Source organism: Methanosarcina sp. UBA5, from assembly GCF_002505485.1.
Lineage (GTDB): Archaea > Halobacteriota > Methanosarcinia > Methanosarcinales > Methanosarcinaceae > Methanosarcina.
Genome location: NZ_DAVG01000050.1, coordinates 1 through 17,512 on the forward strand (window position 1 = coordinate 1; position 17,512 = coordinate 17,512).

A 17,512-nucleotide genomic window follows, 5' to 3' on the forward strand; every position below is an offset into this window, starting at 1 on the left:
AACGAAGAAAAAGCTTCCTTAAGACTCTAATTTCAATCGATACTGAAAAAAAAGTAATTATTGGCTTTAAAATAAGTAAGAAAACTGATCACGAAATAAAACACGCAAATGCTTTGATAAAACAAGTTCAAAGGGAAAAGAAAGCAAAATATTATGTGATGGATAAAGGATATGATTCAGAAAAGCTCCATTCCTTTATTAGAGAAGAAATTAAGGCGAATTCAGTAATTTCAATGAAAAAAAGAAAAAGGACAAGGATAATTGGAGAATATAGACAACAACTGCATAAAAACTTCGACAAAAAAGTGTATGACAGAAGAAGCATTGTTGAAACAGTATTTTCAGTAATAAAAAGAAAGTTTGGAGAAATAGTTAAAGCAAGAAAATGTTACAATCAAGTAAAAGAAATAAAAGTAAAAATCTTAGTGTATAACATAAATAAAAATATTATAAATTTGTTTTGGATGAAATTGAGGATTTCTACAAAGCCAAAAAATAAACTAACATACCAATAAACGAATACTTTTCTTTTTTAAAATTCCTGTAACCGTTATATTTACTGACTCACAATCTAACCAATCGCATTGATCTAGTTTCGAATCTCTTAATGTAATAGCAAGTAGCAAGTAAATAAAAAATTTTACTTGCTACTTGTTTTTAGAGAGTCTTCCTAGATATATTTAGTCCATCTGGTTCGAGCAATAGCCCTGGCTTTTGCATATGGTTACTGGCTGGGTGGCTATAACACGATTGAGTTCGCTGTCACAGTTATCCCGAAATAACCAGTGAATAAAGAAAAACGCTGTTTATTATCTTCAAAATGTCAATACATTATTTACCATGCAAATTTATCTTCAAAATGTCAATGCATTATTTACTATGCAAATGTATATATTTTAAGAATGTTTATAAGCCATTATCCAATTTCTATATCAATTATAAAAGAATTTCTTTAAGCTGATAAACTACCCATAAACTCGAAATGTCAAGAGGTATCATGAAAGACTCTGAAGTAAAAGTGCTGGACGAAAACGACCATATTTTTATTAAAGCATTAAATAATCTTGGGATGTCAAGAAATGCCGCTACAACCATAGCATATCTTATGAATGTAGACAAAAGCTTCATCCCGGGAAATTGAAATAAGTACTGGATTAAGGCAACCCGAAGTCAGTCTTGCAATGAGGTTAATGTGTAACAAGTCCTGGGTTAATATGCGCTCGGAAAAAAAGTCTGGAAAAGGACGACCGATGAAAATTTATTCTCTTGCTGTTCCGGTTGACGAGATCATAAGTTATTACGAAGACAAGATTTACAAAGAATCTCAGGCAACTACCTCATCAATCAAAAAACTGAAAGCAATGAGCAAAAAAGTGTCTTTTACTCCCTCAAAGTGAAGGATTTCAAACAGGATTAACTCCATAATGGCTGACAATCCTTTTTTGGAATTCACGATTATGGAGTGGAAAAAACTTAATATTGACAGCTTGCTTGTGTGTAACTTCATTTAACTTTTCGATCTCTCATCTTATCTCTCATCTTTAATGTACAGCTGATCCTTCAACAAGCAAGACCTTCATGCCGGATGTCCTAAGTACCTATCCTTATCCTAAGCGATAGTCCTTGCCATTATAAGTGGCTTCCAGGTATATATTCGTGGTTAGGTATGTGGAACATACATCAGATTATAGTACAAAAATATTTATCACGGATTCCCCCAATACGTGCACTAGTTCAATTCTTAGTGGCTCTTACTAGCTAATTTCTTCCTATAATTAATCTAATTCGATTAAATTATGGGTCAATAATAAGGCTGCGACCTCATTTAATGTCAATTTAAGTTCTGACTTTCCCTGAAATAATTCATCATGGATCGCAATTAAATATCTTTTATTCGGCGGAATATACCAGTAGGGATGTGATAAAATCCCATTTTCATAAATTAAAGACAATTCATCTATTTTATCCAAGACAGTTTTTTTATCCATAGTTCCTTCGAAAATAATTTTTATATTTTCCTCAAGTTCCTAGATAAACGAAAAACGTTTTTCAATGTTAGGGTTCTCTCTTGAGTCCCCCATATTTTTTTCATATATCTTATATTAACTCCCTTATATACTCTTCTAAAATTGCTGTTTTGTTTTGCTTCAATCGTTGAGCAAAATAGCAGAAAACTTCTCTTCCCATTCTGTTCTTTAAAGCCCGCTACGAGTGTGTGTTTATCGTCCAGGGCATAAAAACCCAGGAAACTGGCTTTTAAAGAAGAAATCTAGCAGTAGCTATAGATAAGGATCTTTCCAGATACAGTACCTGAATAGATATCATTAACGAAAGAAAGAACGACCTTGAATATCAAAGAAAAACGAGGAATTATCAAAAACTTGAATTCACTACTTTGCTCTCCTTGCTAAGAGGGTAGAACTGCCTCTGTGATGGAATCTAAACTCGCCTTCCAGTATATATTTTTTAGCTTCTTTTTTCGGGTTGCAAGTACTATCAGGACCTCTAAACTGTCTCACTGTTCGTATCATAATGGGCACGGAAAAAGTTCAATCAAGATTCTAAAAGATGTGGGAGTTTTATTTAAATATCGAGGGCTATATGTAATATTAAGATGATCGACGAAGCGCTGAGGGTTTTTAAAGACCTTGACTCAAAGGATTTCAGGATCCTGACTGGCATTGAAAATGGGATGAAGCATTTTGAATGGGTGCCAATGGAAGAACTGAATAAATACACCAGGATGCCCTTTGAGAAACTTGAATACAGGTTAAAAAAACTTGTAAAGGATAAGCTTGTGGTCAGGAACACCCAGCTTTACGAGGGTTTTCAGATTTACTTCGAGGGATACGATGCTCTTGCCCTCAATGCTTTTGTCAAGCGAAAGAGCATCAGTGCAATAGGAGATGAAATAGGGGTAGGAAAAGAGTCGGTTATATACGAAGCGATCCTGCCGCCTGAGCTTGCAATTGGTGAGCCTGTTCCGGTTGTAATCAAGTTTCACAGAGAAGGGAGGACCAGTTTCAAGCAAATAAAGCGAGTGCGTGAGCATCTGGGGGAAAGAGAACACTTTTCTTGGATCTATGCAGCCAGGCTTGCCGCCCAGCGGGAGTACAACATCATGACCACCCTGTATCCAGAGGTCTCAATCCCAAAGCCCTTTGACCATAACAGGCATGCAATAGTTATGGAGCTTGCAAAAGGCAGCCTTCTTGCAAAAACAAAACTTATTGACCCCGAATGGTATCTCGATGAGATTCTCAAACAGGTGAAAATTACCTATTCACTGGGAGTCATCCACGCCGATCTAAGTGAGTACAATATTTTTGCTTCCGAAGACGGCGTCCAGCTAATTGACTGGCCCCAGTATGTCACTCCTGAACATCCTCACGCTGACGAAATTCTTGAAAGGGACGTTTCAAACGTCCTGACTCATTTTTTCCGAAAATACGGAATTAAAAGGGAGCTTGATGAAACAATCCGCGAAATTAAGAGCCAGACAGGCAAAAGCTCAGAGGATATAGAAGAAGGCACAGAAAGCAGGGCTGACAAAGGTACTGTAAAAGAATGGGAGCTTGAAGAAGCCCTTGAAGAAGGCTTTGAAGAGGAAGCCCTGGAAAAAGGCTTTGAAGAGGATATTGAAGAGGATATTTTTCAGGAAGAAGACTTTGAGGCCGAGAAATTTGAGACCGAAAGTTACGAAGCTGAAGAATTTGAGGCCAAAGAAATCAAATCCGAAGAAACTGAAGCAGAAAATAGAAAAATACAGGATTTTAAAAAAGCTGCCTCGAAAAAAGAGACTTCAGATAAAGAGTAAATTTGCATCATACACGATCGAGTAAATCAGACAAAGGCCTGAATTTCAAGCCCGGTGAGAAAGTCTTGCTCTATCTGACCAGAGATACTTATCTGGTTAATCGATCTGAATGCATTTATGGGAATGCCTCCTCTTCATCCTGTTCTGAAAATATAAATAGAGAAGACAATATCAGTAGCGGCTCTGGAGGAAGAGACGGTGCCGAATAAGAACTTTGAATAAAAAATAGTAGACTGTCTGATCACAGAGAAAGGCGTGAATAAGGCATGGAAAAGCTGTGAGAAGGCTGTGAAAAGTTGTGCCAAAAGTTTCTCGTTTTTCGGCCCTGGGGATTTCAGAGTGGTAAAAAGCTGAAAATAGGAAGCTAAAAAAGAAAGCCGAAAAAAGTAGAAAGAAAAAAGCAAAATACTATAAAAATAACATTTCCCGGATAATATAAAACGGTGCCGAAAAAATGGACATTTCTCACTTTCTTGACAAGATAAAAGCCTCCAGCCGATATGAAAACCAGATTGTTCACAACGAGAAAATTCCTGCAAGGGAAGCTCAGTATGCTTCTCTTCCCCTTAAACCGCAGGTAAAAGCAGCCCTTTCAGGCATCGGTATCGAAGATCTGTATGTGCACCAGGCCGAGGCCATAGGAAAAATTCGGGAAGGAAAGGATATCGTACTCTGCACAACCACGGCAAGCGGAAAGTCCCTTACTTACATGATTCCTGTTTTTGAAACTATTCTCAATGAACCTGAAGCAACTGCCCTTTATATCTCCCCTTTAAATGCGCTTGTAAATGACCAGTTAAAGTCCTTTCTGGAATTTGAAGAGACACTGAAATCAGGCGCAGGCATAGCCCGTTATACAGGTGCCCTTTCAGAGGCTGAGAAAAGGAAGGTGAGAGAAGGGCAGACCAATGTGGTTTTAACAAACCCTGAAATGATTCACATGAGTTTTCTTGCCTGGCATCATCTCTGGAGACGCTTTTTCTCAAACCTAAAGTTCATAGTCGTTGACGAGAGCCATTACTATCGGGGAGTTATAGGAAGTAACATGGCAAACCTGCTAAGGCGGCTTTTACGCGTGGCTGAATACTACGGAGCCTCGCCACAGTTTATCTGCTGTTCTGCAACCATCGGAAATCCAGAAGACCATACGGAAACTCTTATCGGGCGAAAAGCTACCGTAGTTGAGAATAACGGTTCCTTTCAGGGCAGCCAGCAATTCGTTTTCTGGAATCCCCCGCTTTATCTGAACAATAAGGAAACTACGCTCCGGAGAAGCAGCTTTTCCGAGGCTTCCTCGCTTTTTTCAAAGGCTGTACAGGCAGGACTTCAGACTCTTGCTTTTACCCGGTCCAGGCAGGGAGTTGAGAGGATGTATAAAAGCTGCAGGGAGCTATTGAGGAGTAGAAATATCTTCCCTGCTATTTGCTCATATAGAAGTGGCTATTTTGACAGGGAAAGGGAAGAAATTGAAAAGAAAATGAATTCAGGGGAACTTCGAGGGGTTATTTCCACAAATGCGCTCGAACTCGGTATAGATATAGGAGGGCTTGATGCCTGTATTCTGGACGGCTATCCAGGAACAGTAATGAGTGCCAGGCAACAGGCAGGCAGGGCAGGCAGGAGTGGAAACGAAAGCCTTGTTATCCTTGTAGCAGGCACAAACGCTCTTGACCAGTATTATATGAGAAACCCTGCCGACTTTTTTACCAGAAACAGTGAAAATGCAGTGCTCAACCCCAAAAACCCGTATATCCTTGCAGGGCACCTGCTCTGTGCCGCAAAAGAGATTCCTCTGCAGGCGTCCGATGAGAAGTACTTCGGAAAAGGATATTCAAGAGTTGTGGAACTTCTGGAAACCGAAGGCCTGCTTGCAGGTAGCGACTTGAGGTATTCGACAGACCCGTTTCCGTACAAACACGTTTCACTTAGGGGAATCGATAATAATACTTACTCTCTTCTTGCTTCCGAAGGAGAAAAGCGCTTTCCTATAGAAAAAGACATTGAGGAAACCCTCGCCTTCAGGGAATGCCATCCAGGGGCGGTTTATATGCACAGAGGAGAATCCTATTACATAAACAGGATCGACCATGAAAAGAAGGAAATCCAGGCCGTAAAGACGCATGATACCTATTATACGAAACCTATGATTGACTCGTCTGTGCTTGTGCATGAGACTTATGCGGTAAAGCCGCTTTTGCATGCGTCGGAGGTCGAAGTCGGGCTTGGGGAAGTCGAAGTAACGGACAGGGTTATAGGGTACAGGAAAATCCAGACCCAGAGCAATGATGTAATGAGCGCCCATTCCCTTGAGATGCCTCCGGTCAGTCTTCAGACAATGGCTCTCTGGCTCAAACTTCCGGACAGGCTGCAGGAGCTGGTAGGAGAGCACAAACTGGATTTTGCAGGCGGGATCCATGCTATTGAGCACGCGATGATTTCAATGTACCCTCTTCACCTGCTTGTGGACAGGAGCGACGTAGGCGGAATTTCAACACCTTCCCACCCTGACCTCGGAGGCAAAAGCGGGATATTCATTTATGACGGGCACAGGGGAGGAGTAGGATACGCTGAAAAAGGCTATGACCTGATTGAACAGGTGCTTGATGGCACCTTAAAAGCAATTGAAAGCTGTCCATGTGAAAGCGGCTGCCCGAGTTGTATTCAGTCCCCAAAATGCGGAAACAATAACGAGCCACTGGATAAACATGCTGCAATTATGCTTCTTCACGAACTCCTTGGAAAAGCTCCTTATATTCCGCCGGAGAGAAAAGAAAAGCACCTCTCTGAAGTTATTAGAGCATCGAGACCATCTCCTGAAAAAAGGAACACAGAAGATGCTCTGAGCAGGGTCAGGCGCCAGCTCAGGCGGGAAACCATAAAACAGGAAACTTCATCAGCGCAGGAGAAAAAAGAAAAAACATTCATTTCTACGGACGAAAACGGAGGAATGATAGGAGTAATCTCTGCCCCTGCTCCCGAAAAGGCCGCCGCAAAAACATTTCACCAGAAGTTCAGAGGAAAAAAAGAACCTACAAAGGAGGAGCCTCTCAAAATCTGCATCAGAAACCTTGGGGTAGGCAATGATTATAACTTCTGGCTATGGATTGAGATTTCTGAAAATGAAGGAAACAAAGCTCTTAGCACAGATGACGGAAAAAAGATCGTGAAGAAACTGATTATCAGGAAAGTGAACTGAAAAAAGGGAATAGAACTGCCTATTAGGTAAATAAATAAAGAGAAAGGAAACAGCATTGGCTGTCGAAGTTACTATAATAAGGCGAGAGGATTTGTTTTGTCAAGTTCTATATCTCAATTACTCTTTATCCTTCAATTTCCGGCATTTTTTTCATTATTGATTAAAATGTTCATCCTTATTTGAATACAGTGATATGTTCAGGTATGATTTTAGTGCTGCTACCGTTTTCATTCGTCACTATAAGGTTTACATTATACTTTCCTGGTTCAGTAAATGTGTGAGTTGCATTCAAAGCATGTTTTGAATTAATACCGTCTCCAAAGTCCCAGATCCAGAAAGTTGGTTCACCGGTGCTATTGTCGGTAAACAATACTTTTAACGGAGCTGTCCCGGAAGTAGGTGATGCAAAAAAATCTGCAACAGGTGGTTTCTGTGTTCTGGACATAGATGCGAGAGGAAGGAAATCAAAATCGCTTCCATTGACATTATAGGGGGAGTCGCAAATCCAATCTCCATCTGAATCCGTGCAGGTATGGGAAAAGCCGGTTCCATTAGGGTTTGCCCAATAATTGCCGCCCAGGTATGGGCCTCCTACAATATTAATACCTTAAGCACGCGAATTGTTCCAGGTACATCCGCTATTATTTCCCAACATTATGTTTATTGTGTTATTAAAGTAATTATTACAGATTCGTTCACTACTTTTCTGGTCTGGAATAGAGATCCCACATTCTGCACTAGAGGTTATTATATTGTTTAATATTTCAACTCCATAAGAGGTATCTATACTAATTCCGACACTGCAACTCAATATCGTATTATTATAAACTCCAGTTCCACTTGACTGATCAATATCTATCCCGTGAAAACAGTCCATGATCGTATTATTTCTAATATATATACCACGATCATACGTATCGACTCCAGTGGAGCAATTAAAAATCGTATTGTCAGACACAATATCGCCTCCCCCACAACAGGCAAAACTTATTCCTATACCGTTTAAGATTTTATTTTTAGATATTAAATTGCTTGATGACCATGCTGACAGACTAATGTAACCTCTCTCAATAGTATTATCTGTCAAATTATTCCAACTACTTCCTTCACCCAAAGAAATAGAATCGTTGAAGAGAAAATTTCCTGAAATTGTATTATTATAAGCCTTAATTAGGCAAACCCCAACATGGTTTTCAAATAGAGTGTTGCCTGTAATTCTGCAGTTGCTAACATTTTCAAGGCAAATTCCGGCTAAATATTTAACATCATCTTCTCCGTAAGTCATATATTCTCCCTCAGTCCCTGTTATATTGAAACCAGTGAGAGTTACATTGTTGGCTTTTATAAGAAAAACACTTTTGTTTCCTTCTGGAGATTTTACCAGTGCCCCAAGGTTTTTTGACTCCGACCTGATAGTCAGCGAGGTAACATTAACAATTATATTTTCCATATAAGTCCCAGGCATGACAATAACTGTATCTCCTGAAGACGAATTGTTTACTGCTTCCTGAATCGATCGGAAATCTGCACCTGAACTGTTGGCATCTACTGTAATCTCCCTTGCGGATGCAGGGTTATAAGCCATAGTCATGAAAAGGATAGCAACTGCTAAGAAAATGGTTAATTTATTTACCCACACCTGCGTTTCCCCCTTTAAACCAGAAATACAACACTAACAAGACCTAAGGTCCTCAAGATACATAATTTGAGAACTAAAAGAACTTATTTTTGGCATTATATAATACTTTTTACCTTCTTAATAAAAATACAACAGGTTTTAGAGTTATATTCAATTTAAAAGACTATATAAATCCTTAAATTTTGTGTTTAATGCATTTCATTTCTTAAGTTCATTAATCTGGTATTTGGTTTAGACATACAGATATTAGAGTTAGATTTCAAGCGAAATGGAAGTTTTTTATACGGACAGTTTCATACTATCTATAATATAGGGTATATAGGGGAATGATTTCCTAAGGGAAGATTTGCTTGAGAAGATTTCCTCTTTAGTAGACGTTTTTATCTTTCATAGCTTGCATTTTCCAGTTTCCTTTGATTAGGCACATCTATACACATATAATAGAATTTAAAGTGTTTTTGAATGTTAGAATACGCTTGCAACAAAAAACATCGTGAAAAGCGGTTTAAAAATATTATTTGGTTATTATTTGGAATTCGGAAATTTACAGCGGTTTTGAACAAATATATCTTAAAGTAAATTTGTTCACAGATTTTAGATATTTATATTTGTGAAACTGGGAATTTTTGAAACCTGGAACTTTGGACTATTCAAATGCTCAAATAAATCATAAAGGGTGCTACGCATGGATAATAATATACTTTTGGAGAGAGGGGAAGAAAGTTCGAACTACGATGTAATAATCATAGGGGCAGGGCCTGCTGGAATGTTTGCAGCTTACGAGCTTGCGGAGTTGAAATCGTTAAAAATTCTTATTGTGGATATGGGCAGGGATATAGATGAACGCTTCTGCCCTATGAAAACCCAGACTTACTGCATGCACTGCACACCCTGCGATATTATGTGCGGGGTAGGGGGCTGCGGGACTTTTTCGGATGGAACCTTAAACCTGAGGCCTGATGTAGGGGGAGACCTCGCAGCTCTAACAGGTGACCAGACCGAAGCCTGGCAGCTCGTAGAAAAAGTGGATAGAGTTTTTTTGAAATTTGGGGCGCCTCAGGGAGCTCTACTGACCGAAGGGCCGGAAATTGAGGAGCTTAAACGCAGAGCTGCCTCGGTAGGAGCCCGGTTTATAGAGATAAAACAGCGGCATATAGGTTCAGATAATGCCCCTGCTGTCATAGGGCGCTTTAAACAGGATCTTGTTAACAAAGGAGTAAATTTCCTGCTTGAAACCGAGGTAAAAGATCTACTGATTGAGGAAGGGACCTGCAGAGGCATTATACTTTCTGACGGGCAAGAACTCAGGGCCAGTTACGTGCTTTTATCACCTGGAAGGCGGGGCTGCAACTGGGTTTCGGAGATGATTGAGAAACACGGAATCGAAGCCAGATATGGCGGGATTGACATAGGAGTAAGGGTAGAAGTCCCTGCAATCGTTATGGATCCTGTGACGAAAATCAACCGCGATCCAAAATTCCATATCCAGAGCCGCCGTTACGATGATTTTGTCCGGACTTTCTGCACAAACATGCGCGGGTTTGTCGTAAAGGAAGAATATGAGGGCTTTATCGCAACTAACGGTCACTCCCTGGCAAATGAAGAGTCCGAAAACACTAATTTCGCCTTTCTTGTCCGAGTCGAGCTTACCGAACCCATTGAAAATACCACAAAATACGCTCGTTCAATCGCAAAACTTGCAACCACGATAGGGGGAGGGAAGCCAGTCCTGCAACGCATGGGCGACCTGAGAAGGGGCCGACGCTCTACAAAAGAGCGCCTTGCAAAAAACCTTGTTGTAAATACTCTCAAAGATGTTACTCCAGGTGATATTTCAATGGCTCTGCCCCACAGGATAGTTATGGATATAATCGAAGGTCTTGAGACCTTAAACGAGATTATTCCAGGCGTCACCTCAGATTCAACCTTGTTATATGCCCCTGAAGTCAAATTTTATGCAATGCATCTTGAAGTTGACAGGCAAATGGAAACCAGTATCAAAAATCTCTTTGCAGCCGGAGACGGAGCAGGGCTTTCAAGGGATATAGTCAATGCCGCTGCTACCGGAATTATGGCAGCCGAAGGAATAATGAAAATGGTCAAAGGGGAGGAAGGAGCAAAGGCAGGAGCAAGAGAGCGACATGAGCAGGAGAGTAAACTAAAAACGAGTAAGAATGAAGAAAAAACTGGAATGAAAGAAAAAAGAGATGAAAAGATTGAAGTGAACAGAAAAAAGTGACGATAAGTAAAGAAAAAACGGAGAGAAAATTTTGTTTAAAGGAAGATTACGTTCCCACCTGAAAGCCCGGATTTACTGAAAGACATTAAAAGTTCTCGCTTCTTAGTCTTAAAAGAGGTTTGGATTAAAATTGAGATACAGTCCTGAATTTTAATCCCTTTGCTTGTATGCCGCAGATCTTTGTGGAGTAGATGTTGCTAGTGGAGTTTGTTTAGATAGATGGAAACGCAAGTTATACCATGAACCTATCTTATATAATATTTTTAACGTATAATGTTACTTTACTAGCATAATTGTTAGTGAAATATAGTAAACTTTAGTTCATTGCTTTAACGATTATATTACTGGTATAACGGAGTTCTATAAGCTAGACGAGCTTGGAAGTTATATCAATGTAAAAGTATCATTTAGAATTTATTTTTAAAATTATTTATGAGCCGTTTCCTATTTTTTAGGGCCCTTCCAAATTAGCGTTAAAACGTTTGAGCAGAAGTTAACAACCTAAAGATGGGATTGAAAAATCATAATATCATCAATGGTTCCCGGGGAAGTTTTCCATCCCCAGCAAGCTAGCGGGTATTCGAATGAAATAATTTCGTCAATTTACTATATCTTACAAATATGATCAGAAGTATGATCAGAAGTATGATCAGAAGTAAAAACATTAAAACCGTTAAATCTGGAGGAAATAAACAAAAAATTGATTTGACCACTTGAAAGTTTCAGTATTATTCTCAATTTATTTTTAACTGATTTTCAAGCGGTAATATATTGCTCATTAAATAGCGTATAATTTTCTTCGTCTAATTTTGCGTTGTGAAGGGTTTTTACTTTAGAAAGCTGGTCACATGATAAGTTTTTCACTTTGTTTAGCTTAGCTTCTTGAAGGTTTGCTTCTTGAAGGTTTGCTTCTTGAAGGTTAGCTTCTTGAAGGTTAGACTTTTGAAGATCAGCTACATAAAGATCAGCTGCCCGCAGGTCAGCCCCGTGAAGGTCAGCTCCATAAAGATTAGCTCCTTGGAAGTTAGCCCCTTGAAGATTAGCTCCTTGAAGGTTAGCTAAGTGGAGGTTGGATAACTGAAGATTTGCTCCTTGAAGGTTAGCTCCCTTAAGGTTAGCCTTTATAAGGTTAACTCCTTGCAGATTTGCTCCTTGCAGATTGGCCCCTTGAAGATTAGCTCCTATACCTCCTAAAAGGTAAGAATTTGAAAGGTCGGCTCCTTGAAGGTTAGCCTCTTGAAGGTTAGCCNNAGCCCCACGCAGGTCAGCTCTATAAAGGTTAGCCCCTTGAAGATCAGCCTGTGTAAGGTTAGCTTTTATGAGATAAGCTTCCTGAAGGTTAGCTCCTTGAAAAGTAGCCCATATAAGGTTAGTTTTTTCAAGATGAGCACCTAGAAGGTTAACTCCTCGATAGTTTTTTCTCTCGATAATATTCATATGTAATAATTGGTGTTCCATAAAAATAAATATTACTATTCTAGGAAGAAACCTTCCTTTCTCCGGGGTTCATTCATCCGAAATACGTATTTACAGGCTCACTGTGTTCCAAAAAATGCTGTGTTCCAAAAAAGAGGGAAGTCTTCAACATGGCTTTTGCTCGCGTTTATGTGCTCGCGCAGAAGGCTGACCCTATCAGCACCAAAAACGCTGGAAAAAATCGACATTCAAGTAAAAACCCTTCAGAAAAGCCAACAACTGTATTTTATGTTTCCTGAAAAGATATTATTTTATGTTTTATGGATCATTCAAATAGTAATATATTAGAGGTGTTTTGAATGTGTTGCTCTTTTCTTATAACGGTGAATCCCAATTCCGATAATGAAACCTATACATGCGACGTTTCCCCAAAAAAGGGTAAATTACCTGCCGGAGTGATATCGAAGTACTGCAAAGGCGACTACGAAAATTGTCAAAGATTTATTTACCGTTCACGTTTGATGGAGTAATAAAAAGGTTTCAGTCTCCTATAGCCCTCAACCTAACGGTTTTTCTGTTTTGTCTCTTTTCATTCCCGATCTACAAATTTATATAGAAAACTTGCCACAAAATATCCATTATTATCTATTTTAAGACCAATGTTCTTTTTTTAATACAAATAGTAATACTGATTTATCCCGATATTTTATAAATATTGACAATGAATAGTAATATTAATGTATCTTTCCATTATTATATCCTTTATGGGAGTTAATATGGGAAATAAAATAATATATATAGGGCTTGTTTTTATTTTTATTATAAGCTTTGCATCAATAGCAAATGCTGGCAAAGAGACTATGATCGTGGGTTCGAGGCTAACATTGAGTCCATCAATCTATGGCAACATTGTTACATGGGCTGATACTTTTGGTAACGGAGCTACCATGTATAACTTGACTACTGGAAACATAACCGGGTTAGGACATGCGGGAGATAGCCCATCTATCCAGGGAAATAAAGTTACATGGTGGGATGAAGAAAACGTAATTGTGTATAACGTTTCCACTGGCAAAGAGATTAAAATCGTTAACGCAAGCACACCAGCGATCTATGGTGATAATGTTGTGTATATAAAATCAAAATATGCTGACGGTCAGCCTGCCTTTAACCAAAATGCTGAGTATAACAGTTTGTATTTATACAATCTCAGCACCAATGAAGAAACTCAGCTAACTCCATATGAGCATGCAACCTACAGTGCTTCTATTTATGGGAATAAGATTGTATGGGGACGGGCAAATCAGGTAAATTCAAGCGAATGGAGTACAAACATTTCCATATACGACATATCCACAAAAAGAGTAAGTGACATCAGCAGAACTGGTAGGGCAGGTGGCGGTAAAATCTACGGAAACATTGTCGTGTGGGTAGAACACAAAAATGAATCAACGGATGTCTACATGCGAGATATCGCCAAGCATGAAACACGTCAAATCACTTTTGATGGCAATTCGACCATTCCAGATATATATGGTGATAGAATAATTTGGGAAAAACAATACTGGGTAGGAAATAACTTGTCAAATGACATTTATATGTACAATATCTCAACTAATGAGACAATTCGTATTACATCTGCAAGTTATCCTGCAATTTACGACGATAAAATAGTATACATTCGTTCAGGCAATGATACCAAAGACCAAGAAGATGATTATATATATTTGTATAATCTTTCAGCTTGAAATTCTAAGGCAAAAGCCTCTTTTCTTTTTAGGACGGCGTACAAAGTAGATGTTTTTCAGCTAAGTGGGAGATAAAAATATTTCTCATTTTTTAATTTTCGACAAAAATCTTGCGAATTGTAATTAAATTGGTGATGATGGCGCTTTATACGTTAGATACATCTCTTGTGATAATACAGAGAAACTGGCTTTGTAGAAATCCTATCTAAACCAATTTCAAGGATCTGAAATTAAATACGTAAAAAGAGATCTTGTCATTCAGTTCAAATAAACAGAGATTAGCTGTTTGAGGATTTCTACTTAAGGGCTTATCTGCTTGTCCAGGGTAGAATGTAAGGAGACGATTTCAATCAAATATAGAAACTGCGTGTGAGTTGTAAGAGATTAAATAGTCGATAAAGTCGCCTACCAATGCTCATAACAATATTAGACAATACTTCCACTCCGCTTTCTAAAGCGTTTTATTCTCTGAGGATATTGACAGTAATTGTGCATAGGAACAATGAAATCGCTGGCAGATATCAAATCCTGCCAGCTAATTTCTGGTTTTTCTTGTGTGTGGCTTAGGGTCTCTCTGAAGTACGCGTTTGCATGGCCCTTACTTCCTCCAATCCAATTGCCTGTCCACCTACCCCCCAGCTTCCGCTCTTTACTTCCTGGACTACTACCAATGTATAGCTACGGAGATCTTCTCCCATGAACGAGACTACAACGTCTGTCACGTCCTTGATAAGCTTCTTGATTTCTTCCTCGGAGAGTACACCTTCAATGAGTTTGATATCAACAAGTGGCGTTTCTTCTACCCCCATATGTACAGTTTAGACTTTTAACCACGTTTTTATTTAATTAGTCATATAATATTCCTTTCTATAAATACGCTATTTATAAAGAAAAATCGAAGAGTGTTTTTTCAAGGGTTATTAAGTCTTAAAAAACATATTAAATATGTGTTTGGTACTTTTTCAATAAACAAAGTTTGAATCTAAAATGGAATAAGCAAATAAATGCAACCTTAAAAAGGAAGTTTGGAGAAGTACTAAGGGCAAGAAAATTCTATAACCAGGTAAAAGAAATGAAATTAAACTGATAGTGTACAACATAAATAAAAAAGTTGTAGAAACAATTTGGATTAAATTAAGGATTTCTACAGAGACAATTTTTTGGTTTTTTCTGTTAAATAATGGCTTAACTCCCTGGTTTTTAAGAGTAAAACAGATCTCCAAGTTGTCTGTTTATCCCCATAACTCACAGCCTGGTTCATCATACTAGATAACTCATTAGTTACTTTCCTTCCTCCAAGAACTCTTAACTTCTTCCTGTAATCTTCGGTTATAATCCTTTGATTTCTCTTTTATTCGGTGAGGACTCATACCCTTAATTTATTTGTCTTTTCCTGCCGGACAAAGCGTATGGTCAGTAAACCAGAAACACCTCTCACATCCCACGCACATGTTTACAGGCTCGCTATTTATCACATGATTGGCAAAATCAGGGTCAGCTAACATGCCCCTGCCAACAGCAACAAGATCCACATAATCATTTTCAATTAAGAACCGCACCTGTTCTTCAGTGCGGATTTCATTGACTGCAATAACGGGAATTTTTACTTCTTTTTTGATCTTGCAACCGCTATAGGTTATAGGGCTGCAAATGAAACCGTCGGGAACCGGATTTGTTGGGGGCTGCATACCAAAAGAAATATGGAGTAAATCAATACCGGCTTTCTCAAAGGTTTTAGCTGCTTCTATGCTGTCCTTGCTTTCTGGCAGATACTCACCCATGCGCACGCCAACAATGAAACTTTTATGAGTGTTGTTCCGAATCTCCGGCAGAATTTGTGTTAAAACTCTTGCTCTGTTTAGAGCGTCGCCGCCGTACTGGTCTGTTCGACGGTTGTAAGAAGCATCAAGAAACTTGCATAACGTAAACCCATGGGCGAAGTGATACTCAACACCGTCAAAAACCATTTCACACGCACGAATGGCTGCCTGCTTCATATTCATCTGCATCGAACGAATTTCTTCGGCTGACAACTCGTTAATATTCAAATTGCCGCAATGAAGCTGCATCATTATTGTTGCACCATATTGATGGCAGTTGCTAGCAATTTGCTTTAAAGCTGCAATGTCACCCGCTGACCACATGCCTGTTGAATCTACAGCCCCAAAAATGCTGGTGGCCTGCACAATAATAAGGCCGGCACCGCCTTTTGCACGCTTTGTATAGTGTTCGATGTGCTGCTCGCCATAATAAGATCCATTATCCCCATGAAAAGAAAAAGTAACCATAGGAGGCATCACAATTCGGTTTTTAATGTGATTCCCACGGATCACTAATTCATCTGTTATCCTGGTCATTTTATTTTCCCGCTAACTTCTTTCTTCTAGGGTCAGTGAATTTTAATGAATTTCTTGATTTCTTCCTATATTGGTTTTTGCCGCAAAAATTTGGAGAACGAGAACCTGGATCACATTTTTGCAGAATTTCCTATTTGTATATTTAACAAAATATCTAATTATCTAACAAAATATCTAATAAACGACACTTAAAAATTAAAGAAAAACTCACAGTAAAGAGTCTGGAAATCTCAATGACGCTATTTGGGTATTTGCTTGAACTTGAAATCTATGTAAAGGGCGAATAGCTGGCAAAAGTATGGAAATCGATTATGGTTCAACTTTCAAGTTAGTTAATTTTATTTTTAAGTTAATTTGGCTCGGCAATTATTCTAATCACGTTCAACATTCCTGGTTCAAGAGGGTTTACCATAAAGCCCATGGCGCCTATTTTTAAAGACTCTGTTATTAGAACCTGCTGGCCAAGAGATGAAAACATTGCCATTTTTGCTTCTTGGTCTATAATAAGAAACTTGTTCAGCAAACTTTTCCAATTTATATCGTCTGGCACGTTATCCGGCGTCATTATATCCATTAACACGAGGTCCGGCTTTATTTCCATATATCTTTCAATGGCTTCATCCTCATCAGCCACTTCAGCAACCACTTCATGCCCGTGCTTAAAAAGCGTATCCCGGATCGCCATTCTCATAAATTCGGCGTTTTCTACAATCATAACTCGTGCCATTTACTAACCTTCTTTTTATTTTTATTAAGATAACTATGTTACTTCATGCTTTTCACTCATACTCATTTAGTTGAGTATTCCTCAGCTTGCCTGTAACTGGAAACTTACTTGTAAATTTAAAGAACTAAACGGCGTCGAACTTTATTAATTTTTTCGTTCAGAATTACTAAAGGGTATGTCTGATCTTCCAGTAATTGTGCCACAATTTCAAACTGCTGGTTTCAGGAAAAAGTATTTTTACTAATACAATCCTATTCAGAGTATTCACAATTGTGAATTGTACTCAAAAATTTAACATTAACAACCTGGCAAAAGAATACAATAGGAACGAGTGATCGGTATAGAACCAGGGTTGGTACAAATTCATGGAAAG

Annotated in this window: 13 protein-coding genes and 1 pseudogene; 7 read left to right on the forward strand and 7 right to left on the reverse strand. The window is 38.7% G+C overall.

The window, feature by feature from the left end; translation table 11 throughout:
• Both BP621_RS04675 and BP621_RS04680 read left to right on the forward strand, forming a co-directional pair.
• A partial coding sequence (locus tag BP621_RS04675) for a transposase (RefSeq protein ID WP_292388222.1) occupies positions 1-515 on the forward strand: 515 nt, incomplete at its 5' end.
• Positions 516-997: 482 nt separating this feature from the next.
• Positions 998-1,397 (forward strand): annotated as a pseudogene (locus BP621_RS04680) (transcriptional regulator protein).
• Positions 1,398-1,775: 378 nt separating this feature from the next.
• Here BP621_RS04680 and BP621_RS04685 read toward each other — a convergent pair.
• Entirely contained in the window at positions 1,776-1,988 is a 213-nt protein-coding gene (locus BP621_RS04685; RefSeq protein ID WP_292388224.1) for a hypothetical protein, read from the reverse strand.
• A 626-nt stretch (positions 1,989-2,614) separates the two neighbouring features.
• On the opposite strand from BP621_RS04685, the gene BP621_RS04690 reads away from it, so the two are divergent.
• From BP621_RS04690 to BP621_RS04700, 3 genes are all read left to right on the forward strand, one after another.
• Positions 2,615-3,817, forward strand: a complete 1,203-nt coding sequence (locus BP621_RS04690; RefSeq protein WP_292388225.1) for a serine/threonine-protein kinase RIO2 — start codon at positions 2,615-2,617, stop codon at positions 3,815-3,817.
• Between the two features lie 2 nt (positions 3,818-3,819).
• Entirely contained in the window at positions 3,820-4,026 is a 207-nt protein-coding gene (locus BP621_RS04695; RefSeq protein ID WP_292388226.1) for a hypothetical protein, read from the forward strand.
• A gap of 245 nt (positions 4,027-4,271) precedes the next feature.
• Positions 4,272-7,013: a DEAD/DEAH box helicase gene (locus BP621_RS04700; protein WP_292388227.1), complete on the forward strand. Its 2,742-nt coding sequence runs from the start codon at positions 4,272-4,274 to the stop codon at positions 7,011-7,013.
• A gap of 175 nt (positions 7,014-7,188) precedes the next feature.
• Here the strand turns inward: BP621_RS04700 and BP621_RS04705 are convergent, their stop codons facing one another.
• On the reverse strand, positions 7,189-7,458 hold the full coding sequence (locus BP621_RS04705; protein ID WP_292388228.1) for a PKD domain-containing protein: 270 nt from the start codon (positions 7,456-7,458) through the stop codon (positions 7,189-7,191).
• A gap of 162 nt (positions 7,459-7,620) precedes the next feature.
• A complete protein-coding gene (locus BP621_RS04710) occupies positions 7,621-8,652 on the reverse strand; it encodes a right-handed parallel beta-helix repeat-containing protein (protein ID WP_292388229.1) in 1,032 nt (343 codons plus the stop codon).
• A 685-nt stretch (positions 8,653-9,337) separates the two neighbouring features.
• Between BP621_RS04710 and BP621_RS04715 the strand changes: the two genes are divergently transcribed.
• Complete coding sequence (locus tag BP621_RS04715; protein WP_292388230.1) at positions 9,338-10,891, forward strand: NAD(P)/FAD-dependent oxidoreductase; 1,554 nt, start codon at positions 9,338-9,340, stop codon at positions 10,889-10,891.
• 756 nt (positions 10,892-11,647) lie between these two features.
• Here the strand turns inward: BP621_RS04715 and BP621_RS04720 are convergent.
• Positions 11,648-12,349 carry a pentapeptide repeat-containing protein gene (locus BP621_RS04720; RefSeq protein WP_422656669.1) on the reverse strand — a complete coding sequence of 234 codons (702 nt, stop codon included), beginning with the start codon at positions 12,347-12,349 and terminating at the stop codon, positions 11,648-11,650.
• A gap of 905 nt (positions 12,350-13,254) precedes the next feature.
• Between BP621_RS04720 and BP621_RS04725 the strand changes: the two genes are divergently transcribed.
• Positions 13,255-14,055, forward strand: coding sequence for a hypothetical protein (locus BP621_RS04725; RefSeq protein WP_292388232.1), 801 nt, complete (start codon positions 13,255-13,257; stop codon positions 14,053-14,055).
• Between the two features lie 563 nt (positions 14,056-14,618).
• On the opposite strand, the gene BP621_RS04730 is transcribed toward BP621_RS04725, so the two are convergent.
• From BP621_RS04730 to BP621_RS04740, 3 genes are all read right to left on the reverse strand, one after another.
• Positions 14,619-14,864 (reverse strand): tautomerase family protein, encoded by a 246-nt coding sequence (locus BP621_RS04730; RefSeq protein WP_292388233.1) that lies wholly within the window; start codon positions 14,862-14,864, stop codon positions 14,619-14,621.
• 570 nt (positions 14,865-15,434) lie between these two features.
• Positions 15,435-16,412: an NADH:flavin oxidoreductase gene (locus BP621_RS04735; RefSeq protein ID WP_292388234.1), complete on the reverse strand. Its 978-nt coding sequence runs from the start codon at positions 16,410-16,412 to the stop codon at positions 15,435-15,437.
• 349 nt (positions 16,413-16,761) lie between these two features.
• Positions 16,762-17,139, reverse strand: a complete 378-nt coding sequence (locus BP621_RS04740; protein WP_292388236.1) for a response regulator — start codon at positions 17,137-17,139, stop codon at positions 16,762-16,764.
• Positions 17,140-17,512 lie beyond the last annotated feature (373 nt).